The organism is Solimonas fluminis (genome assembly GCF_002930645.1).
GTDB classification, from domain to species: Bacteria; Pseudomonadota; Gammaproteobacteria; order Nevskiales; family Nevskiaceae; genus Solimonas_A; species Solimonas_A fluminis.
On the sequence record NZ_PSNW01000010.1, the window covers coordinates 73,528 to 87,732 of the forward strand.

At 67.3% G+C, this 14,205-nt stretch carries 20 protein-coding genes and 2 tRNA genes; 21 read left to right on the forward strand and 1 reads right to left on the reverse strand.

Going from position 1 to position 14,205, the window contains the following annotated elements; all coding sequences use genetic code 11:
* Positions 1 to 24 precede the first annotated feature (24 nt).
* The 8 genes from uvrY to C3942_RS22395 all read left to right on the forward strand — a co-directional run bounded on the left by uvrY (position 25) and on the right by C3942_RS22395 (position 4,705).
* Entirely contained in the window at positions 25 to 690 is a 666-nt protein-coding gene (uvrY, locus tag C3942_RS16795) for a UvrY/SirA/GacA family response regulator transcription factor (protein WP_104231519.1), read from the forward strand.
* Positions 691 to 708: 18 nt separating this feature from the next.
* Positions 709 to 2,526 carry an excinuclease ABC subunit UvrC gene (uvrC, locus tag C3942_RS16800; RefSeq protein WP_104231520.1) on the forward strand — a complete coding sequence of 606 codons (1,818 nt, stop codon included), beginning with the start codon at positions 709 to 711 and terminating at the stop codon, positions 2,524 to 2,526.
* Positions 2,527 to 2,607: 81 nt separating this feature from the next.
* Positions 2,608 to 3,183 carry a CDP-diacylglycerol--glycerol-3-phosphate 3-phosphatidyltransferase gene (gene pgsA, locus C3942_RS16805; protein WP_104231521.1) on the forward strand — a complete coding sequence of 192 codons (576 nt, stop codon included), beginning with the start codon at positions 2,608 to 2,610 and terminating at the stop codon, positions 3,181 to 3,183.
* A gap of 81 nt (positions 3,184 to 3,264) precedes the next feature.
* A tRNA-Gly gene (locus tag C3942_RS16810) sits at positions 3,265 to 3,340 on the forward strand.
* 73 nt (positions 3,341 to 3,413) lie between these two features.
* A tRNA-Cys gene (locus C3942_RS16815) sits at positions 3,414 to 3,487 on the forward strand.
* Positions 3,488 to 4,044: 557 nt separating this feature from the next.
* Positions 4,045 to 4,317 (forward strand): hypothetical protein, encoded by a 273-nt coding sequence (locus C3942_RS16820; protein WP_104231522.1) that lies wholly within the window; start codon positions 4,045 to 4,047, stop codon positions 4,315 to 4,317.
* Entirely contained in the window at positions 4,314 to 4,532 is a 219-nt protein-coding gene (locus tag C3942_RS16825) for a hypothetical protein (RefSeq protein ID WP_104231523.1), read from the forward strand. The genes C3942_RS16820 and C3942_RS16825 overlap by 4 nt, the downstream gene beginning before the upstream one ends.
* Entirely contained in the window at positions 4,529 to 4,705 is a 177-nt protein-coding gene (locus C3942_RS22395) for a hypothetical protein (protein WP_165797498.1), read from the forward strand. The genes C3942_RS16825 and C3942_RS22395 overlap by 4 nt, the downstream gene beginning before the upstream one ends.
* Positions 4,706 to 4,771: 66 nt before the next feature.
* Here the strand turns inward: C3942_RS22395 and C3942_RS16830 are convergent, their stop codons facing one another.
* Positions 4,772 to 5,131, reverse strand: coding sequence for a hypothetical protein (locus C3942_RS16830; protein WP_104231524.1), 360 nt, complete (start codon positions 5,129 to 5,131; stop codon positions 4,772 to 4,774).
* A gap of 31 nt (positions 5,132 to 5,162) precedes the next feature.
* On the opposite strand from C3942_RS16830, the gene C3942_RS16835 reads away from it, so the two are divergent.
* The 13 genes from C3942_RS16835 (at position 5,163) to C3942_RS16895 (ending at position 14,205) form a co-directional block, all read left to right on the forward strand.
* Complete coding sequence (locus tag C3942_RS16835; protein WP_104231525.1) at positions 5,163 to 5,450, forward strand: hypothetical protein; 288 nt, start codon at positions 5,163 to 5,165, stop codon at positions 5,448 to 5,450.
* On the forward strand, positions 5,450 to 5,668 hold the full coding sequence (locus C3942_RS16840; protein ID WP_104231526.1) for a hypothetical protein: 219 nt from the start codon (positions 5,450 to 5,452) through the stop codon (positions 5,666 to 5,668). The genes C3942_RS16835 and C3942_RS16840 overlap by 1 nt, the downstream gene beginning before the upstream one ends.
* Entirely contained in the window at positions 5,665 to 7,215 is a 1,551-nt protein-coding gene (locus tag C3942_RS16845) for a hypothetical protein (protein WP_104231527.1), read from the forward strand. Before C3942_RS16840 ends, C3942_RS16845 begins: the two co-directional genes overlap by 4 nt.
* Before the next feature lie 11 nt (positions 7,216 to 7,226).
* Positions 7,227 to 7,586, forward strand: a complete 360-nt coding sequence (locus C3942_RS16850) for a hypothetical protein (RefSeq protein WP_104231528.1) — start codon at positions 7,227 to 7,229, stop codon at positions 7,584 to 7,586.
* Positions 7,587 to 7,593: 7 nt separating this feature from the next.
* Complete coding sequence (locus C3942_RS16855; RefSeq protein ID WP_104231529.1) at positions 7,594 to 8,061, forward strand: hypothetical protein; 468 nt, start codon at positions 7,594 to 7,596, stop codon at positions 8,059 to 8,061.
* Between the two features lie 6 nt (positions 8,062 to 8,067).
* Positions 8,068 to 8,703: a hypothetical protein gene (locus C3942_RS16860; RefSeq protein WP_104231530.1), complete on the forward strand. Its 636-nt coding sequence runs from the start codon at positions 8,068 to 8,070 to the stop codon at positions 8,701 to 8,703.
* A complete protein-coding gene (locus C3942_RS16865; protein WP_104231531.1) occupies positions 8,703 to 9,422 on the forward strand; it encodes a DNA adenine methylase in 720 nt (239 codons plus the stop codon). The genes C3942_RS16860 and C3942_RS16865 overlap by 1 nt, the downstream gene beginning before the upstream one ends.
* Positions 9,423 to 9,626: 204 nt before the next feature.
* Entirely contained in the window at positions 9,627 to 10,451 is an 825-nt protein-coding gene (locus tag C3942_RS16870) for a major capsid protein P2 (protein WP_104231532.1), read from the forward strand.
* A 10-nt stretch (positions 10,452 to 10,461) separates the two neighbouring features.
* Positions 10,462 to 10,839 (forward strand): hypothetical protein, encoded by a 378-nt coding sequence (locus C3942_RS16875; RefSeq protein ID WP_104231533.1) that lies wholly within the window; start codon positions 10,462 to 10,464, stop codon positions 10,837 to 10,839.
* Positions 10,840 to 10,845: 6 nt separating this feature from the next.
* Complete coding sequence (locus C3942_RS16880; protein ID WP_104231534.1) at positions 10,846 to 11,073, forward strand: hypothetical protein; 228 nt, start codon at positions 10,846 to 10,848, stop codon at positions 11,071 to 11,073.
* On the forward strand, positions 11,073 to 11,498 hold the full coding sequence (locus tag C3942_RS16885; RefSeq protein ID WP_104231535.1) for a hypothetical protein: 426 nt from the start codon (positions 11,073 to 11,075) through the stop codon (positions 11,496 to 11,498). Before C3942_RS16880 ends, C3942_RS16885 begins: the two co-directional genes overlap by 1 nt.
* On the forward strand, positions 11,498 to 12,085 hold the full coding sequence (locus C3942_RS16890; protein WP_104231536.1) for a hypothetical protein: 588 nt from the start codon (positions 11,498 to 11,500) through the stop codon (positions 12,083 to 12,085). Before C3942_RS16885 ends, C3942_RS16890 begins: the two co-directional genes overlap by 1 nt.
* On the forward strand, positions 12,082 to 14,205 hold the full coding sequence (locus tag C3942_RS16895) for a putative phage tail protein (protein WP_104231537.1): 2,124 nt from the start codon (positions 12,082 to 12,084) through the stop codon (positions 14,203 to 14,205). The genes C3942_RS16890 and C3942_RS16895 overlap by 4 nt, the downstream gene beginning before the upstream one ends.

Here is a 14,205-nt window from a genome sequence, read left to right on the forward strand (position 1 = left end):
GAATGGCGCCATACGGAGGGTTTCATGATCAAGATCATGCTGGTGGACGACCATCGCCTGGTGCGGGCGGGCCTGAAGCGCGTGCTGCAGGAGGTGCCGGACATGGAGGTCATCGCCGAAGCCTCCAGCGGCGAGGAAGCCCTGGACCTGCTGCGCAGCCACACCCCGGACGTGGTCCTGATGGACATCAACATGCCGGGCATCGGTGGCCTGGAGGCCACCCGGCGCCTGCTGCAGAAGCTGCCGGCCGCCCGGGTGATCGTGGTGTCCATGCATCTGGAGGAGCCGTATCCCAGCCGCATGCTGGCGGCCGGTGCCGCCGGCTACATCAGCAAGGACTCCGCGGCCGACGAGGTCGTGGCGGCGATCCGCCGCGTCAATACCGGCGGCCACTACGTGGCCGCGGATGTCGCCGGCAACCTGGCGGCCTCCCTGGTCAAGGGCAACAACGGCGGTTCGCCCTTCGAGCAGCTGTCACAGCGAGAGACCCAGGTCATGCTGATGGTGACCAAGGGGTACTCCACCCAGGAAATCTCCGACCGGCTGCACCTGTCGCCCAAGACGGTGAGCACCTACCGCTACCGCCTGTTCGAGAAGCTGAACGTCACCAACGACGTGGAGCTGACCCGCATGGCGATGCGCTACGGCCTGCTGGACGAGAAGTCCTCGGAGCCCGCCGCCGGGGCCTGAGAGCCTTAAAATAGGGGCATGAAGCCCCAGACGGAGTCCTTCGACTCCCGCAGTTTCCTTTCGCAGCTCACCACCCAGCCGGGTGTCTACCGCATGTACGGTGCGGAAGGGGAGCTGCTGTACGTGGGCAAGGCGCGCAACCTGAAGAAGCGCGTCGGCAGCTATTTCCTGCGCGCCAGCGGCAATCCGCGCATCGAGAGCATGGTGTCGCAGATCCGCCGGATCGAGGTGACGGTCACCCGCACCGAGGACGAGGCGCTGCTGCTGGAAAACAACCTGATCAAGGAGCAGTCGCCGCGGTACAACATCTCGTACCGCGACGACAAGAGCTATCCCTACGTCCGCTTCACCGCCCACCGCTTCCCGCGCATCGCCTACTACCGCGGCGCCAAGATCGGCCAGGATCGCTACATCGGTCCGTTTCCCTCGGCCAGCTCGGTGCGCGACACCCTGGGCACGCTGCAGAAGCTGTTCCGCCTGCGGCCCTGCCGTGACACCTTCTACAACCACCGCGAGCGTCCCTGCCTGCAGCACCAGATCAAGCGCTGCAGCGCCCCCTGCGTGGGCCTGATCGGCGAGGAGGAGTATGCGCGCGACGTCGCCAATGCCCAGCGCATGCTGGAGGGCCGGGCCGACGAGCTGGCCAAGGATCTCGGGGCCGAGATGGAGCAGGCGGCGGAGGTGCTGGACTTCGAGCGGGCCGCGCGCCTGCGCGACCAGATCTCGGCGCTGCAGCGGGTACGCGAAAGCCGTGCGCTGACCGGCGGCGCCGAGGACCTGGACGTGATCGCCGTGGCGCCGCACGCCTCTAGCAGCTGCCTGGCGGTGGTCAGCGTGCGCGACGGCGTCAACCTGGGCCACAGCAGCCACTTCCCCCGGCATCCGCCGCAGGTGGAGCCGGAGGAGCTGCTGGAGAGCTTCCTCAGCCAGCACTACCTGGAGCAGCCGGCGCCACCGGAGATCCTGGTCAGCCACGAGCTGGAGGATGCGGAACTGCTGGAGGCCGCGCTGGCGCAGCGGGCGGGCCGCAAGGTCACCATCAATCGTCCGCAGCGGGGCCCCAAGCTGCGCCTGCTGGAAATGGCGCAAAGCACGGTGCAGCAGGCCCTGACCACACGCCTGACCGAGATGGCCAGCATGGACGAGCGCATGCTGGAACTGCAGCGCGCCCTGGACCTGGAGAGCCCGCCGCGGCGCCTGGAGTGCTTCGACATCTCCCATACGCAGGGGGAGCGCGCAGTGGCCTCCTGCGTGGTGTTCAACGACCAGGGGCCGCTGAAGTCGGCCTACCGCAAGTTCAACATCGACGGCATCACGCCTGGCGACGACTACGCCGCCATCAAGCAGGCCGTCGGCAGGCGCTTCGCCAGGGTCAAGAGCGGCGAGGTCCAGCGGCCGGACCTGCTGTTCATCGACGGCGGCAAGGGGCAGCTCAATGCGGCCCTGGAAGCACTGGACGAAACCGGGATCGAGGACCTGCGCATCGTGGCCATCGCCAAGGGGCCGACGCGCCGGCCGGGGCTGGAGGAACTGATCCTGCCGGAGCGGGAGTTTCCGCTGCGGCTGCCGGGCGATTCGCCGGCCCTGCACCTGATCCAGCGCATCCGCGACGAGGCCCATCGCTTCGCCATCACCGGCCACCGCGGCCGCCGCGAGAAAGCCCGCCTCGGATCCGACCTGGACAGCATCGAGGGCTTGGGGGCCACCCGGCGGCGCGCGCTGCTGAGGAGCTTCGGCGGCCTGGCGCAGCTCAAGCGCGCCAGCGTCGACGACCTGGCACGGGTGGAAGGCATCTCCCGCACGCTGGCGGAACGCATCTACGCCCATTTCCACTAGGGCCGGTTTTTTCACCCCGTGGCTTGCCGGCCAGGCGTTGGAGTCGGGTAATCTGTCGGACATGACAACCAGGACGACTGCGTGAAGCTCACCCTGCCTTTGGCCCTGACCCTGGGCCGCGTGGCCGCCATCCCGGTCGTGCTGGCCCTGTTCTACATTCCCGTGCATATCGCCGGGCATGAGGTCTCGCGGCAGCTCGCCACGGTCATCTACGCCGCCGCCGCCATCACCGACTGGCTCGACGGCTACCTGGCGCGCAAGTGGAACCAGACCAGCAAGTTCGGCGCCTTCCTGGATCCTGTGGCGGACAAGCTGCTCGTGGCGGTCTGCCTGGTGATGCTGCTCCAGGACCAGCCGGGCGGCATGCTCGCCGCCCTGGTGGCCGTGATCATCGGCCGCGAGATCACCATCTCGGCACTGCGCGAGTGGATGGCCGAACTGGGAGCCCGGACCCATGTGGCGGTGAGCTGGATCGGCAAGGTCAAGACCGGCTTCCAGATGACCGCCATCGGCATGATGATCTGGGAGATTCCTACCTTCCATCTGCCGATCTACCAGCTCGGCTACGGCCTGCTGTTCATCGCCGCCGTACTGACGATCTGGAGCATGGCGGTCTATCTGCGGGCGGCCTGGCCGCTGATGGCGGACAATAATTGAGCAATTTGGGACGTTTGAAGAAAACCCGCGCAAAAAGCTTGACTTGCCCTCACTTCTCTATAAAATGCGCGCTCTCAAGACGCGGGAATAGCTCAGTTGGTAGAGCGCAACCTTGCCAAGGTTGAGGTCGCGAGTTCGAGCCTCGTTTCCCGCTCCAGTTTCAAGAAAACCCTTGCAGCAATGCCGGGGTTTTTTAGTCTCAGCGGCTGGTAGAATCCCAGCCGTCCGGTGGCCAGGTGGCAGAGTGGTTATGCAGCGGACTGCAAATCCGCGTACGCCGGTTCAATTCCGACCCTGGCCTCCACCTTCTTCTTTTTCCGACCCTTCTTCTTACCGCCAGCAGTTGCCGTGGCGGTAGCTGCCTGCGCGCTCGCGTGAGCCCTGGCCATGTCGGCCAGCTTCGCGAACGCATCACGCGCAAACGTTGATTTGGCGCGGGCTGCGGACACATCGGCGAAAACCAACACCGGGTCCATCCCAGCAAGTTCGGCGATTCGAGGGATTAACTCCTCGTCAAAATCTGCCCGCCCTGTACGCCAGTTGCTGACGCGCGACTGAGACACCCCCAGCAGCTTTTTTACCGCGTAATCCGAGGGTAGGTTGTGACGCGCGCGAATGGCGTCGAGATAGCCAGCAGAGTTCATTTTCCGGTGCCTCCAACCGAAAACACAGCTAATGCAGGGTAGTTGAAGCAAGAAAGGGTCTTCAAGCAACAAAGGTGGTTGATAAATCAACCATAGTTGATCTAGCGTCCGCTCCAACCCGGGTAGCTCCCGGGCCAGCCACGCCTCCGGTGGAAAGGGGCCCCAAACGGGGCCCCGATCTGGACCGGGGAGGGCTGAACCAACCGGAGATGACGCGATGGACACTGTTGCAGCTACACCCCAGACCCAGCCTGAACAGCGCAAGCCGCTGTACCAGCGCTTCCCCGTCCTGACGATCGAGTCGGGCCCCGTGCAATGGTCGGTGTCGATCGGCTACAGCACCATCCAGCCGCCCGTGGCGCTGCAGACCGGAGGGTTGACGGCCATCCTGGCGCCGGACGTCGCCCGCGAGATCGCCCGCGCTCTGTACGCCGCGGCCGATGCCATCGACGCCGAGCGCGCCGAAACCACCCTGGGCTTCACCTCGTGAACGCCCTGGCCCTGTTCCCCAATCTCCCCGAGCCGGCGCCGCGCGCCCCGTGCACCCACGGCAGCCACCACTGGCTGCGCGTGGGTGACACCCTGATCGAAGGCGACACCGCCACGGGTCAGGTGCACGTGTCCGGCCCGATCCCCGCCGGCATCGCCGCCCAGGTCGCCATGGCCGTGCGCGCCGTCGGCACGTGCGTGGGGTTCTCGTCGTGATGGGCTCCCCCCACGTCCCCCTGTCCGAGTACGCCGCGTTCCGCCGTGCCGCCGCTGCACGTGCACGTGCCACCGAGAAGCGCCGCCGCGCCCTGGAACGTGCCGGCTGGTCCTTCGCCACGTTCACCGTGGGCGTGGTGACCGGGTTCCTGCTGCACGGGGTGACCCCGTGACAGGCGATCTGCTGGGGCTGTTGCTGTCGCTGGCCCTAGGGCTGGGCCTCGGCCTGCTGATCGGGCCTAGCCTTTCGAGGCGTGGTGATAGCCGACGCCCCCCACAAACCCCGCCGCCGCCGCCAGGGCATGGGTCACAACGTCCCAGCGACCCGAAAACATCGCCACCGCAATCACAGCAGCGACCACCCCAAGACCGAACATCTCTTTTCTGTGTGTCGCTCGGTCCTGCTTCTCGCCCCGGTCCGTCGCAATCCGCAGACGCTCTGTTTCTTCTCGCGCTTGCTGCGTTCGCTCTTTCTCTTGACGGACGTTACCGTCTGACACTATCCGCGCCCCCTCTACCACCATCATCCGGAACACCTCCACGTTCGGATCAATCTGCTGGGCAGGAGGCGGGGGAGACTGCTGGTCAAGATCGGTCATCGGTGGCTCCGGTTACGCCGGAGAGTTTGCCATGACCCCCGCCCAGATCGCCCACGACCGCGCCGCCCACCACGTGAAGGCACGGCACCGCCTGGACGCCATGGGCGACGTGCCGCCCGTGACCGACGCCGAGGGCACCCGCAACTACGCCGAAGCCTTCCTGCACGCTGCCTCCTGCAGCGAGTGCGCGTTCTGGTGCCGTGGGCAGGGCCAGTGCCGCCGCCATGCCCCCCGTGTCACACGGTCGGCCGGCGTCACAGAGTCCATCTGGCCCCGCACGGGTGCCGGCGACTGGTGCGGGGATTGGGCGCAGGCGTAATGGGCTATATCAATCCCCTGCTGAACCTTCCCGCCGGCAAGGCCCTGCTGCAACTGCCTGCCGAGGACCGCGCGCGAATCGAAGCTGTCATGCGCCAGCTACGTGACCAGGCGAACGCCGAGGCCGAGAACGCATGGCGCCGCCGCAAAGGTCCGATGGCCGCCTATTGGCGCGCCGTGGCCACGTACGCACGGCATATCGCGCACGCTCTGTCGTGAACCACCCCCAGCCCCGCACCGAATCCCGCGAACTGGCCCGCCTGATCCAGGCCCAGCGCTTGGACATGCAGCGCGATGCCTTCAACGGCATCGGCACCTCGCTGGCCAACACCGCGCGGCTCTACGCCACGTCCGGCTACACCCAGAAGCTCAAGCCCGGCTTCATGCCGGACAGCCCGTTCCAGCCCTGGGCACAGCACGCCCTCGACCGCTTCAACGAAGCCGACCGCTTCATTGCCACGTACGCGAAGGACAGCTACGAGAACTTCGCCGAGGTGGAGCGCTGCGAGGAGGAACTGGTCGACACCCTGGCCGAGCGCGAGAACCGCCGGCGCATCGAGCACGACCTGGCCCTGCGGATCGAATCCGCCGCCCGCAATCCCGCTGTGGATCGCGGCGTCGCCTCCCTGATGGACCTGCACGCCCAGCGCGCCAAGATGTGCCGCACCGAGGGCGTGTGGGGCGTCAACGGCGAGGGTGACAAGGTCATCGCCTGGAACTTCAAATGCGGCAGCACCAAGCTCTGCCCCGACGGCTCGCGCGAGAACACCCGCCGCGTGGCCGAGCTCTACACCCCGGAAATCATCCGCTGGCACCGCAGCCAGCGCGGCCGGCGCCTGTTCTACTGCGTCTTCACCCTGCCCAACTTCGACACGGGCAGCCTGGCCGTGGGCAACAAGGTGATCCAGCAGCGGTTCCGCGACTTCCTGGGCACCGTGCGGCCGATCCGTGACGTCGAGCGCGCCACGTTCGGCTACGGCCCCCGCAAACGGTCCATCAAGCACTGGCAGCCCGCCAAGCGCCTCAAGAGCCTGCCGGACGAGCACGGTAAGCGACACGTGCTCCCCTACGAGGGCCCAGGCATCCATGGCGCCCTGACGCAGCTGGAATGCCCCGTTTCGGCACGTGGCGACTGGAACGTGCACCTCAACGCCCTGCTGCTGGTGCAGGACGGCGAGGGCTTCGACTTCGACTACGCGACCGTGCGCGACATGTGGGGCGCCAACGTGCATATCGAGGCCGTGGAGCCCGACGAGCGCGGCCTGATCGGCACGATCCAAGAGTTGATCAAGTACCCGGCCCGCATGATCGCCGAGAAGTCCGCCGACAAGGCCGCTGACGGCTCCACAGCGCCGCCCATGATGGCCTGGACCGACACCCAGCTGGCCGAGTGGTTCGGCAGCACCGTGAAGCGCATTACGGACAAGAACGGCGTGGAGCGCTGGATCGGCACCCGCTGGATGGCCAGCTACGGCTGCCTCTATGGCCTCACCGAGCCCGAAGACACCGACGAAGAGCAACCTATCCAGTGGATGGGCCGCATCGCTTTTACCGATGCCGGTAGGTATTGGGTTGGCTCGACAAGGGAAAACAACTTTTCACGTTCGGAGAAGGTGCAAACAGCTTCCGAGCGTGCTTTCCAGCCGGTGAAGGGCTACCGGCTGCCGCAGATCGAGGGTCCACCTGGCTGGACCGTGAAAATCACCGAGGGCAAGACGGCCCGAACGTGCCGAGCTGCTGAAAAACTCAAACCGCCGCCCGCGTAGGAGGTCCAGCCGTGTCCGAGAACCTTGGTGTCATCCACTGCCCGCTGTGCGCCACGCGCGCCTACGTGCGCAAGTTCGCGCGCGGGCGCCGCCTCGGCCAGCTGTACATCGCCGCGCCGGAGTGCCACGGCAACTTCATGAACGAGGGGAAGCGCTTTCAGGCCTGGATCCTCGACAACGCCAAGATGGCCGACGCCGAGGGCAACCTCCCCGAGCTAGATCCGGCATCGCCGCCGCCGCCGATGCCGGCCGAGTTCCTGCCGCCGCCGCCGGAAGAGGCCCCGGAGCCGGCGGCCGCATCGAGCACCGCCACGGGCGACGAGGAAGTACTCCCGCGCCGCCCGGCTTCCTACTTCCCCCTGTTCAGCTGAGGAACCCATGAGCACCGAGAGCCAGACCCCGCCGCCGGCCGCGCCGACACCAACCCTGCCGTTCAGCAACACGGACGCACTGGACCTGCTGGAACGCGAAGCCGCCGGCATGCTCGCCGCCGACGGCGATGCGAGCTCGAGTCAGCCCGGCACCGCTCAGCCCGCCGCCCCCGACTTCGACAACGAAGCGCAGATGCTGGTGTCGTTCGGCCTGGACATGATCGCCCTGGCGGTCGGGCAGGGCACCCGCGTACAGATCAGCTACGACACCAAGACGAAGGCCGATGGCGCGAAAGCGCTGGCGCCGGTCCTGGCGAAGCACAACGGCGCCATGCCGGCCTGGCTGCGCCCCTACCAGCAGGAATTCCGCTTCGGCATGTGGTTTGCCGGTGTGGCCTTCCAGACCTACCTGCAGGTGCAGGCCGCGAAGGCCCAGCCGCCGCCGTCGACCCCCGCCGCCGATGGCGGTGCGTGATCGCCGATGCGCAAGCCCGACAACAGCCTGCCGGCGCAGATCGAGCTCGTAGCCGGGGCGCCGGAAACCGGCAAGAGCACCGAGGTGATAAAGCGGCTCAAGGGCGAGCGTGACGTCCTCGTCTGGGACTACAAGAACGAGTACCACGACGTGCCCGGCTTCATCGTCACCTACGACATCGCCGAGTTCGTGCGCCTGGCGCGCGGCCCTGGCCGTGTCGCCTTCCACGGATCGCCGGACCCCGACCTCTTCGAGTTCGTGTGCCGTGTGGTCTGGGAGCGCGGTAGCTGCCGCTTCGTTGCCGAGGAACTGTCGGCCGTCACGCGGCAGGGCAAGGCTGCGGCCGCTTGGCACCGCATCACCACGGCCGGGCGCGGCTACGGCATCCGGCCACTGGGCGTTACCCAGCGCGTGGCCGAGATCGATAAGACCCTGGTGGGCTGCCTGTCGTCCATCCACACGCGCCGGTTGAACACCGAGGCCGACCGGGTGGCCATGGCCAAGCTGCTCGACGTGCCCGCCGCCGACGTGGCCGCGCTGACCGGGTACCAGTGGATCGAGCGCAACATGCGGACCGGCAAGGTCACGTACAGCACCAAGCCGCAGGCCGTCCGCGCCGGCAACCCTCGCCGGAAACGCTGATGCGGTACCCGGGCGGCAAGGGCGGCGCGGGCGTGGTGCAGCGGATCATCTCGCTGATGCCCCCGCACCGCCGCTACATCGAGCCCTTCCTCGGCGGCGGCGCCGTGTTCTACGCCAAGCGCCCCGCCGAGGCCTCCATCGTCGCCGACGTGGATGCCGATCTGATCCGCTATCACCAGCTGCAGCGGCAGCCCTGCACCGAGTACCGGGTTGCCGATGCCCTCGACCTAGTGCCCTCGCTGAATCTGACGGTGTCGGATCTCGTTTACCTCGATCCCCCGTATCACCCGGCCACCCGGGCAAAGGCCAAGCTCTACAACCATGAGCTCGACGCCCATCACCACTCGTTGCTCCTGGCGATGCTGCAGGAATTGAAGTGCCACGTGATCCTGTCCGGCTATCGCTGCGCGGAGTACGATGCCGCGCTCGCCAGCTGGTGGAGCGAGGACTACCGGACCATGACCCGGGGCGGGCCACGTGTCGAAACCGTGTGGTGCAACTTCCTGCCCGGCGCCGCCTTCCACGACACGCGATACCTCGGCGGCAACTTCCGGGAGCGCGAACGGATCAAGCGGAAGCGCGACCGCTGGGCCTCGCGCTTCGCGGCGATGCCGGCAGCTGAGAGGGCCGTGATCGCTGAGGCCCTGGCCCTGGCCAATCAACAGCAGATCCTATCGACAGAGCCGGCGAGGGTGGCCAGTCATACCGCCTCGCCGTAGTCAACGGGGATATATATAACCCCCTTCCGCGCCGCCCCCGGCGCGCTGAATCTCTGGGCCGCAATCCTGCAACCCAACCGAGATTCACATGGACAAGAAAACCCTGATGGGTGTCGGCCTGACCGCCCTGGGCGTGCTGGTCGCGCTCTACCTGGCCAACAACACCCCGGTCGGCAACGTCGTCGCCAAGAAGGCCTGATCGACATGCGCCGCACGATCCCGCTCAACAACATCTCCGGCGTCGGCGTGAACCAGAAGGCCACGCTGCGGATCGTGGAGGCGCATGCCTTCCACGGCATCCTGTTCGACTTCACCAACGTCACTGCCGCGCAGATCGAAAGTCTGCGCGTGTTCTACGGCGACACGGAAGCCATGGCCTTCACCGGCCCGGACCTCGACGCCATCAACCAGTACTTCGAGCTCGCGCCCATGGGCGCCAACGGCCTGCTTTACGTGCCGTTCGCGGCGCCGGGCATGCTCGACCAGGCGGAAGAGGAAGGCACCGCGGTGCATGTCGGCGTGAAGTACGCCGATGGCACCGTCATTCCGAGCATCCGCGTCGAGATCAAGCTCGACAACACCGTGGTCAACCCGGGCATCCTCGCCATGGGCGTGGTCCGCGATGCGGTGGCCGGCCTAGCGCCCTGGTTCCCCTTCGTGCGACAGACCACCGTCGAAGCACAGTCGGGCGGCGTCAAGGCGTTCAACGATATCGTGGACACCAAGAGCGGCCGCGAAAGCTACTGCACGCAGGTCTTCTTCAAGACCAACCAGATCAGCAACCTGCTGGTGCAGCGCAATGGCGTCGACATGTTCGACCGCTCGGTGGTGATCAACGAACGCATCCAGGCCAACGGCGTCCGCACGCCGCAGGCCGGCTGGTTCGTTTTCGACACGCGTGAGAACGGCTACGGCAACATGGCCGACGCCCTGGACGCGGGCAAGGCGAACACGCTGATCTGGAAGCCGACGTTCGGCGCGGCGGTGACCGCTCCGGCCTACGTGTTCACCATCGGCCGTCTGAACTGAGGTCCGGCCCATGGGCGCCTTCGGCAGCATCTACGGCGGCAGCGGAAGCTTCGATTTCTCGCTGCCGCCGTTGGCGGAATCCACCGGCCTGCCGGTCGGCACCCCGCAGAACCCGGGCACGCAGCCGTCGTGGCTGCAGTCCGTGGGCGGCCTGCTGGACAAGCTGGGCGGCACCGCCGCCCAGCTGGCGCAGGCCGGCGTGTTCGGCGGCGGCAAGCCTGACCTGTCCCGCGACTACGCCGCCGATCAGGCGGCGCGGGAGCGGGACGGGCAGGGTGCCGGTTCCAGCTACAGCGTGGCCGTACCGCGACAGGTGCAGATCCCGTCCTGGCTGATCTTCGGGGGTCTGGCCCTGGCGGGCTTCGCCGCCTACAAGCTCGCGAAGTGAGCCCCCATGGATTTCTCGGGATTCATGGGCGGTGGCGGCGGCTACAGCCTGGACACCTCGTCCGCGCTGGGCTTCAACACCGGCCCTACCAACATCCAGACGGGCGCGACCTTCAACTTCGCCAAGCCCGCAAGCGCCACGGGCGTCTCGCTCGACTTTAACGTCGGCTGGCTGCTGCTGGGCGCCGTCGTCGTCGGCGGCATCGTCCTGGCCAAGATCAAGGGCGGTGCCTGATGGGTCTCTTCGGCGGCGGCAACAAGCAAAGCCAAACCACCAACGTCACCGACACCTCGGCCGGCGCCAGCGTCGCGGGCGACGCGGCCGGCCCGGTCTCTTCACTGTCGGTCAACGCCGGCAGCAGCAAAGAGAGCACCTTCAACTTCCTCGATCAGAACGCGATCGCCGGGTCTTTCGACTTCGCCAAGGCCGAGTCGGAGCGCAGCTTCGGCTTTGCCACGGCCGCGCTGGACAAGGCCACCCGCAGCTACACCACGACCGCCGATGCACTGACGTCGGCCTACAACCAGTCGCTCAACACCGTCAGCAAGGCGCAGACGCCAGCCGACGAGAAGACGCGGCAGCAGTTCATGTACCTGGCCCTCGGCGCCCTGGCGCTGGTGGCCGTGATCTTCTGGGCGCAGAACCAAGGGACCTCCTGATGGAAGCCGAATTTGGCATGCTGGACTACCCGCTCAGCCTCAAAGCGGGCGTGTGGCAGCGGCAGGACGTGAACGGTGATTACTTCCTGATCGTGGAAGCCACCGGCCCTGTGAAGTTGCGTTTCGATGACAGCGACATCATCCAGCGCCGTGTGGCGCAGGGCATGCCGGTCCGCTTCTACAAGAAAGTCTCGATCATGTCCGAGACGGATCAGGACGTCCTGATCGCGCTCGGATACACCGGCGGCGGCTTGGTGCCGCTCGACGGCCGCGCGACGCTGGATGGCGACGTCAACGTCACCTTCGCCAAGCCGACCCTGCGCCAGTCGCCGGATGATGTGGTGATCGCTGCCGGCGCCTCGGTGCAGCTGCTGGGCGTCGATGCGGATCGGCTCAATGCCATGGTGCAGCTGGACGAAGCCGCGGCGGGACCGATCCGCGTCGGCGACTCCGCCGTCGATGGCACCCATGGCCTGGTGGTGCAGCCTGATGACGCCGTCGAGTGCGGCGGCAGCCCGGCCGTGTGGGCTCACAACCCGAACGGCGTGGCGGTGACCGTGCATCTGGACGTGGAGCTCGCGCCTTGAGGCTCCACAAGTCGCCGACCCGGCCCGCGAAGGTGCTGGCCACCAAGCTCGCCGATCCGGCGCAGGGCCTCGGCGGCGATACCGTCAGCCTGTTCTGCGGCCTGACCGTGCGCGACGTCATGGCGCGCGTGGCCAACGTCGCCGCCCTGCTGGCGCTGCCGGTGTCGGTGCTGACGCCGGGCCGCTCCGTCCTCGTCTGGATGTGCGGCTACTACGCCGAAGGCGACGGCGGCGGCGGCGAGGTCTATTGGAGTTCCGCCTCGGTGGCTGCGCACAACGGCGGATCGGTGTTCAAGCCCGCCGCCGTGGGCGTCGGCGCCGGCCGCTGGCTGCGGCCCTGGAACGGCCAGTGGCACGCGGCGCAGTGGGGCGCGAAGGCCGACAACGGCGTGACCGACAACACGCCGATGCTGACCGCCGCCGAGGACGATATCGTCTCGCGCGGCATGGGCCGGCTCCAGCTCGGCGCCGGCTTCTACGGCGTGCGCGATCTGGAACACAAGGCCGGCGTGAACCTCGAAGGCATGGGGAAGAACGAGACCTATCTCGTGTTCAAGCCCAGCGGCAACGATGCCGCCGATGCCACGAGCTACGTCCTGCGCTGGATCGGCAGCGGCAGCAGCATCCGCAACTTCACCATTTCCGGCATCTCGCAGAGCCAGCGCCGCATCTGCAACGGCCTGCTGCTGCAATCCGACGCGGGCGGCCAGGCCCGCGACCTCCGCAGCATCCGCATCCAGAACCTCGCCGGCTACAAGGCCGGCGCCATCGGCGGTCCCTACGGCACGCGCAAGGAATACGCCCGCGCCGATATCACCGACGACAACGGCAATCACCTGCTGATCGGCGGCAATGCCCTGGTCACGCTCAGCGCCGGCAACGCCCTGTGGGATTTGCGCGTCAATGGCCTGGACGTGTCGGTCTGCGACGGCAACGGCACCGACTGGACCAGTCTGACCGACAGCAAAATCCATGACGTCCACGTCGGCAACTGCGTCAACCATGGCTGGATCGAAAGCGGCGCCAACGTGCACCGGTCCGGCATCAAGGTCTACCTGTGCCGCCGGCTCAACGTGCGCGACGACTACACCACGTCGCTGGACCTGGTCGTCCCGCACCAGGCCACGATCGGCACCGACGACGGCGCCGTGCTGCTGTCCGGCCGTCGCCTGTACGGCGACATGGAGATCCAGGAGAACGGCAGCAACGGCGTCCGCCTGGGAACGCTGACCAAGACCCTGTCGGACAGCGATATCAAGTTCGTGCTGGACGGCAACGGCGGCTACGACAGCGGCGCCTCGGCGCCGACGCAGTCGAACTACCGGCGCGTCGGCGGGATCCTCTACAACACCCACAACCTCAAGCTGTCGGGCGTGGCGGACGACTTCCGCGCGGAAATCGGCCTGGGCCGCCAGTTGCGTGGAATCTCGGTGCTGTCGGCGGCCTTCCGGCCGACCGTCACGAACGCCGCGAACATCGTGCTGGGCAACTGGTACCGCATCAAGGCCAATGCCGGCGGCGCCAACTTCATCCCGGCGCAAGTCGGCATCGCCGCGCCCAGCAACGCGGTCGGAACCGTGTTCCAGGCGCGGCGGCAGCATCCGTCTGCCGTGCTGGACCCGGCGACCACCTGTGGAACCGGCGGCGTGCTGGAAGCCGCGAACGACGGCCTCAACATCGACATGGTGATTGCCAACCAGTACGAGCAGGACCAGGGCACCGGCCCGGGCTACATCCTCGACTCGGTGGCCGGCGACTGGGGCGGCTGCATCAACGGCAAGCTCGTGGGCCGGAACCTGTCGCTGTCGCCGGTCGCGTCCGCCGATACGGCGATCTCGCTGACCGTCCAGGGCGAAGCCAATCCGCGCTGGACGCTGGCGGGCTCGAAGATCGGCGCCGGCCCTGGCACGAGCGCCATCGACGTGACGTTCGACCGCCTGGCCGCAGGCGTGATCGGCGCGCCGGCCACCTTCGGCATGCGCACCGGCAAGGCCACGACCGTCGCCCGCCCGAGTGCCGTCGCCTACGGCGAGGGCGTGGCGTTCTATGACCTCACGCTCAAGCTGCCGATCTGGTCTGACGGCGCCGTCTGGCGCGATGCCGACGGATCGGCGGTGTGA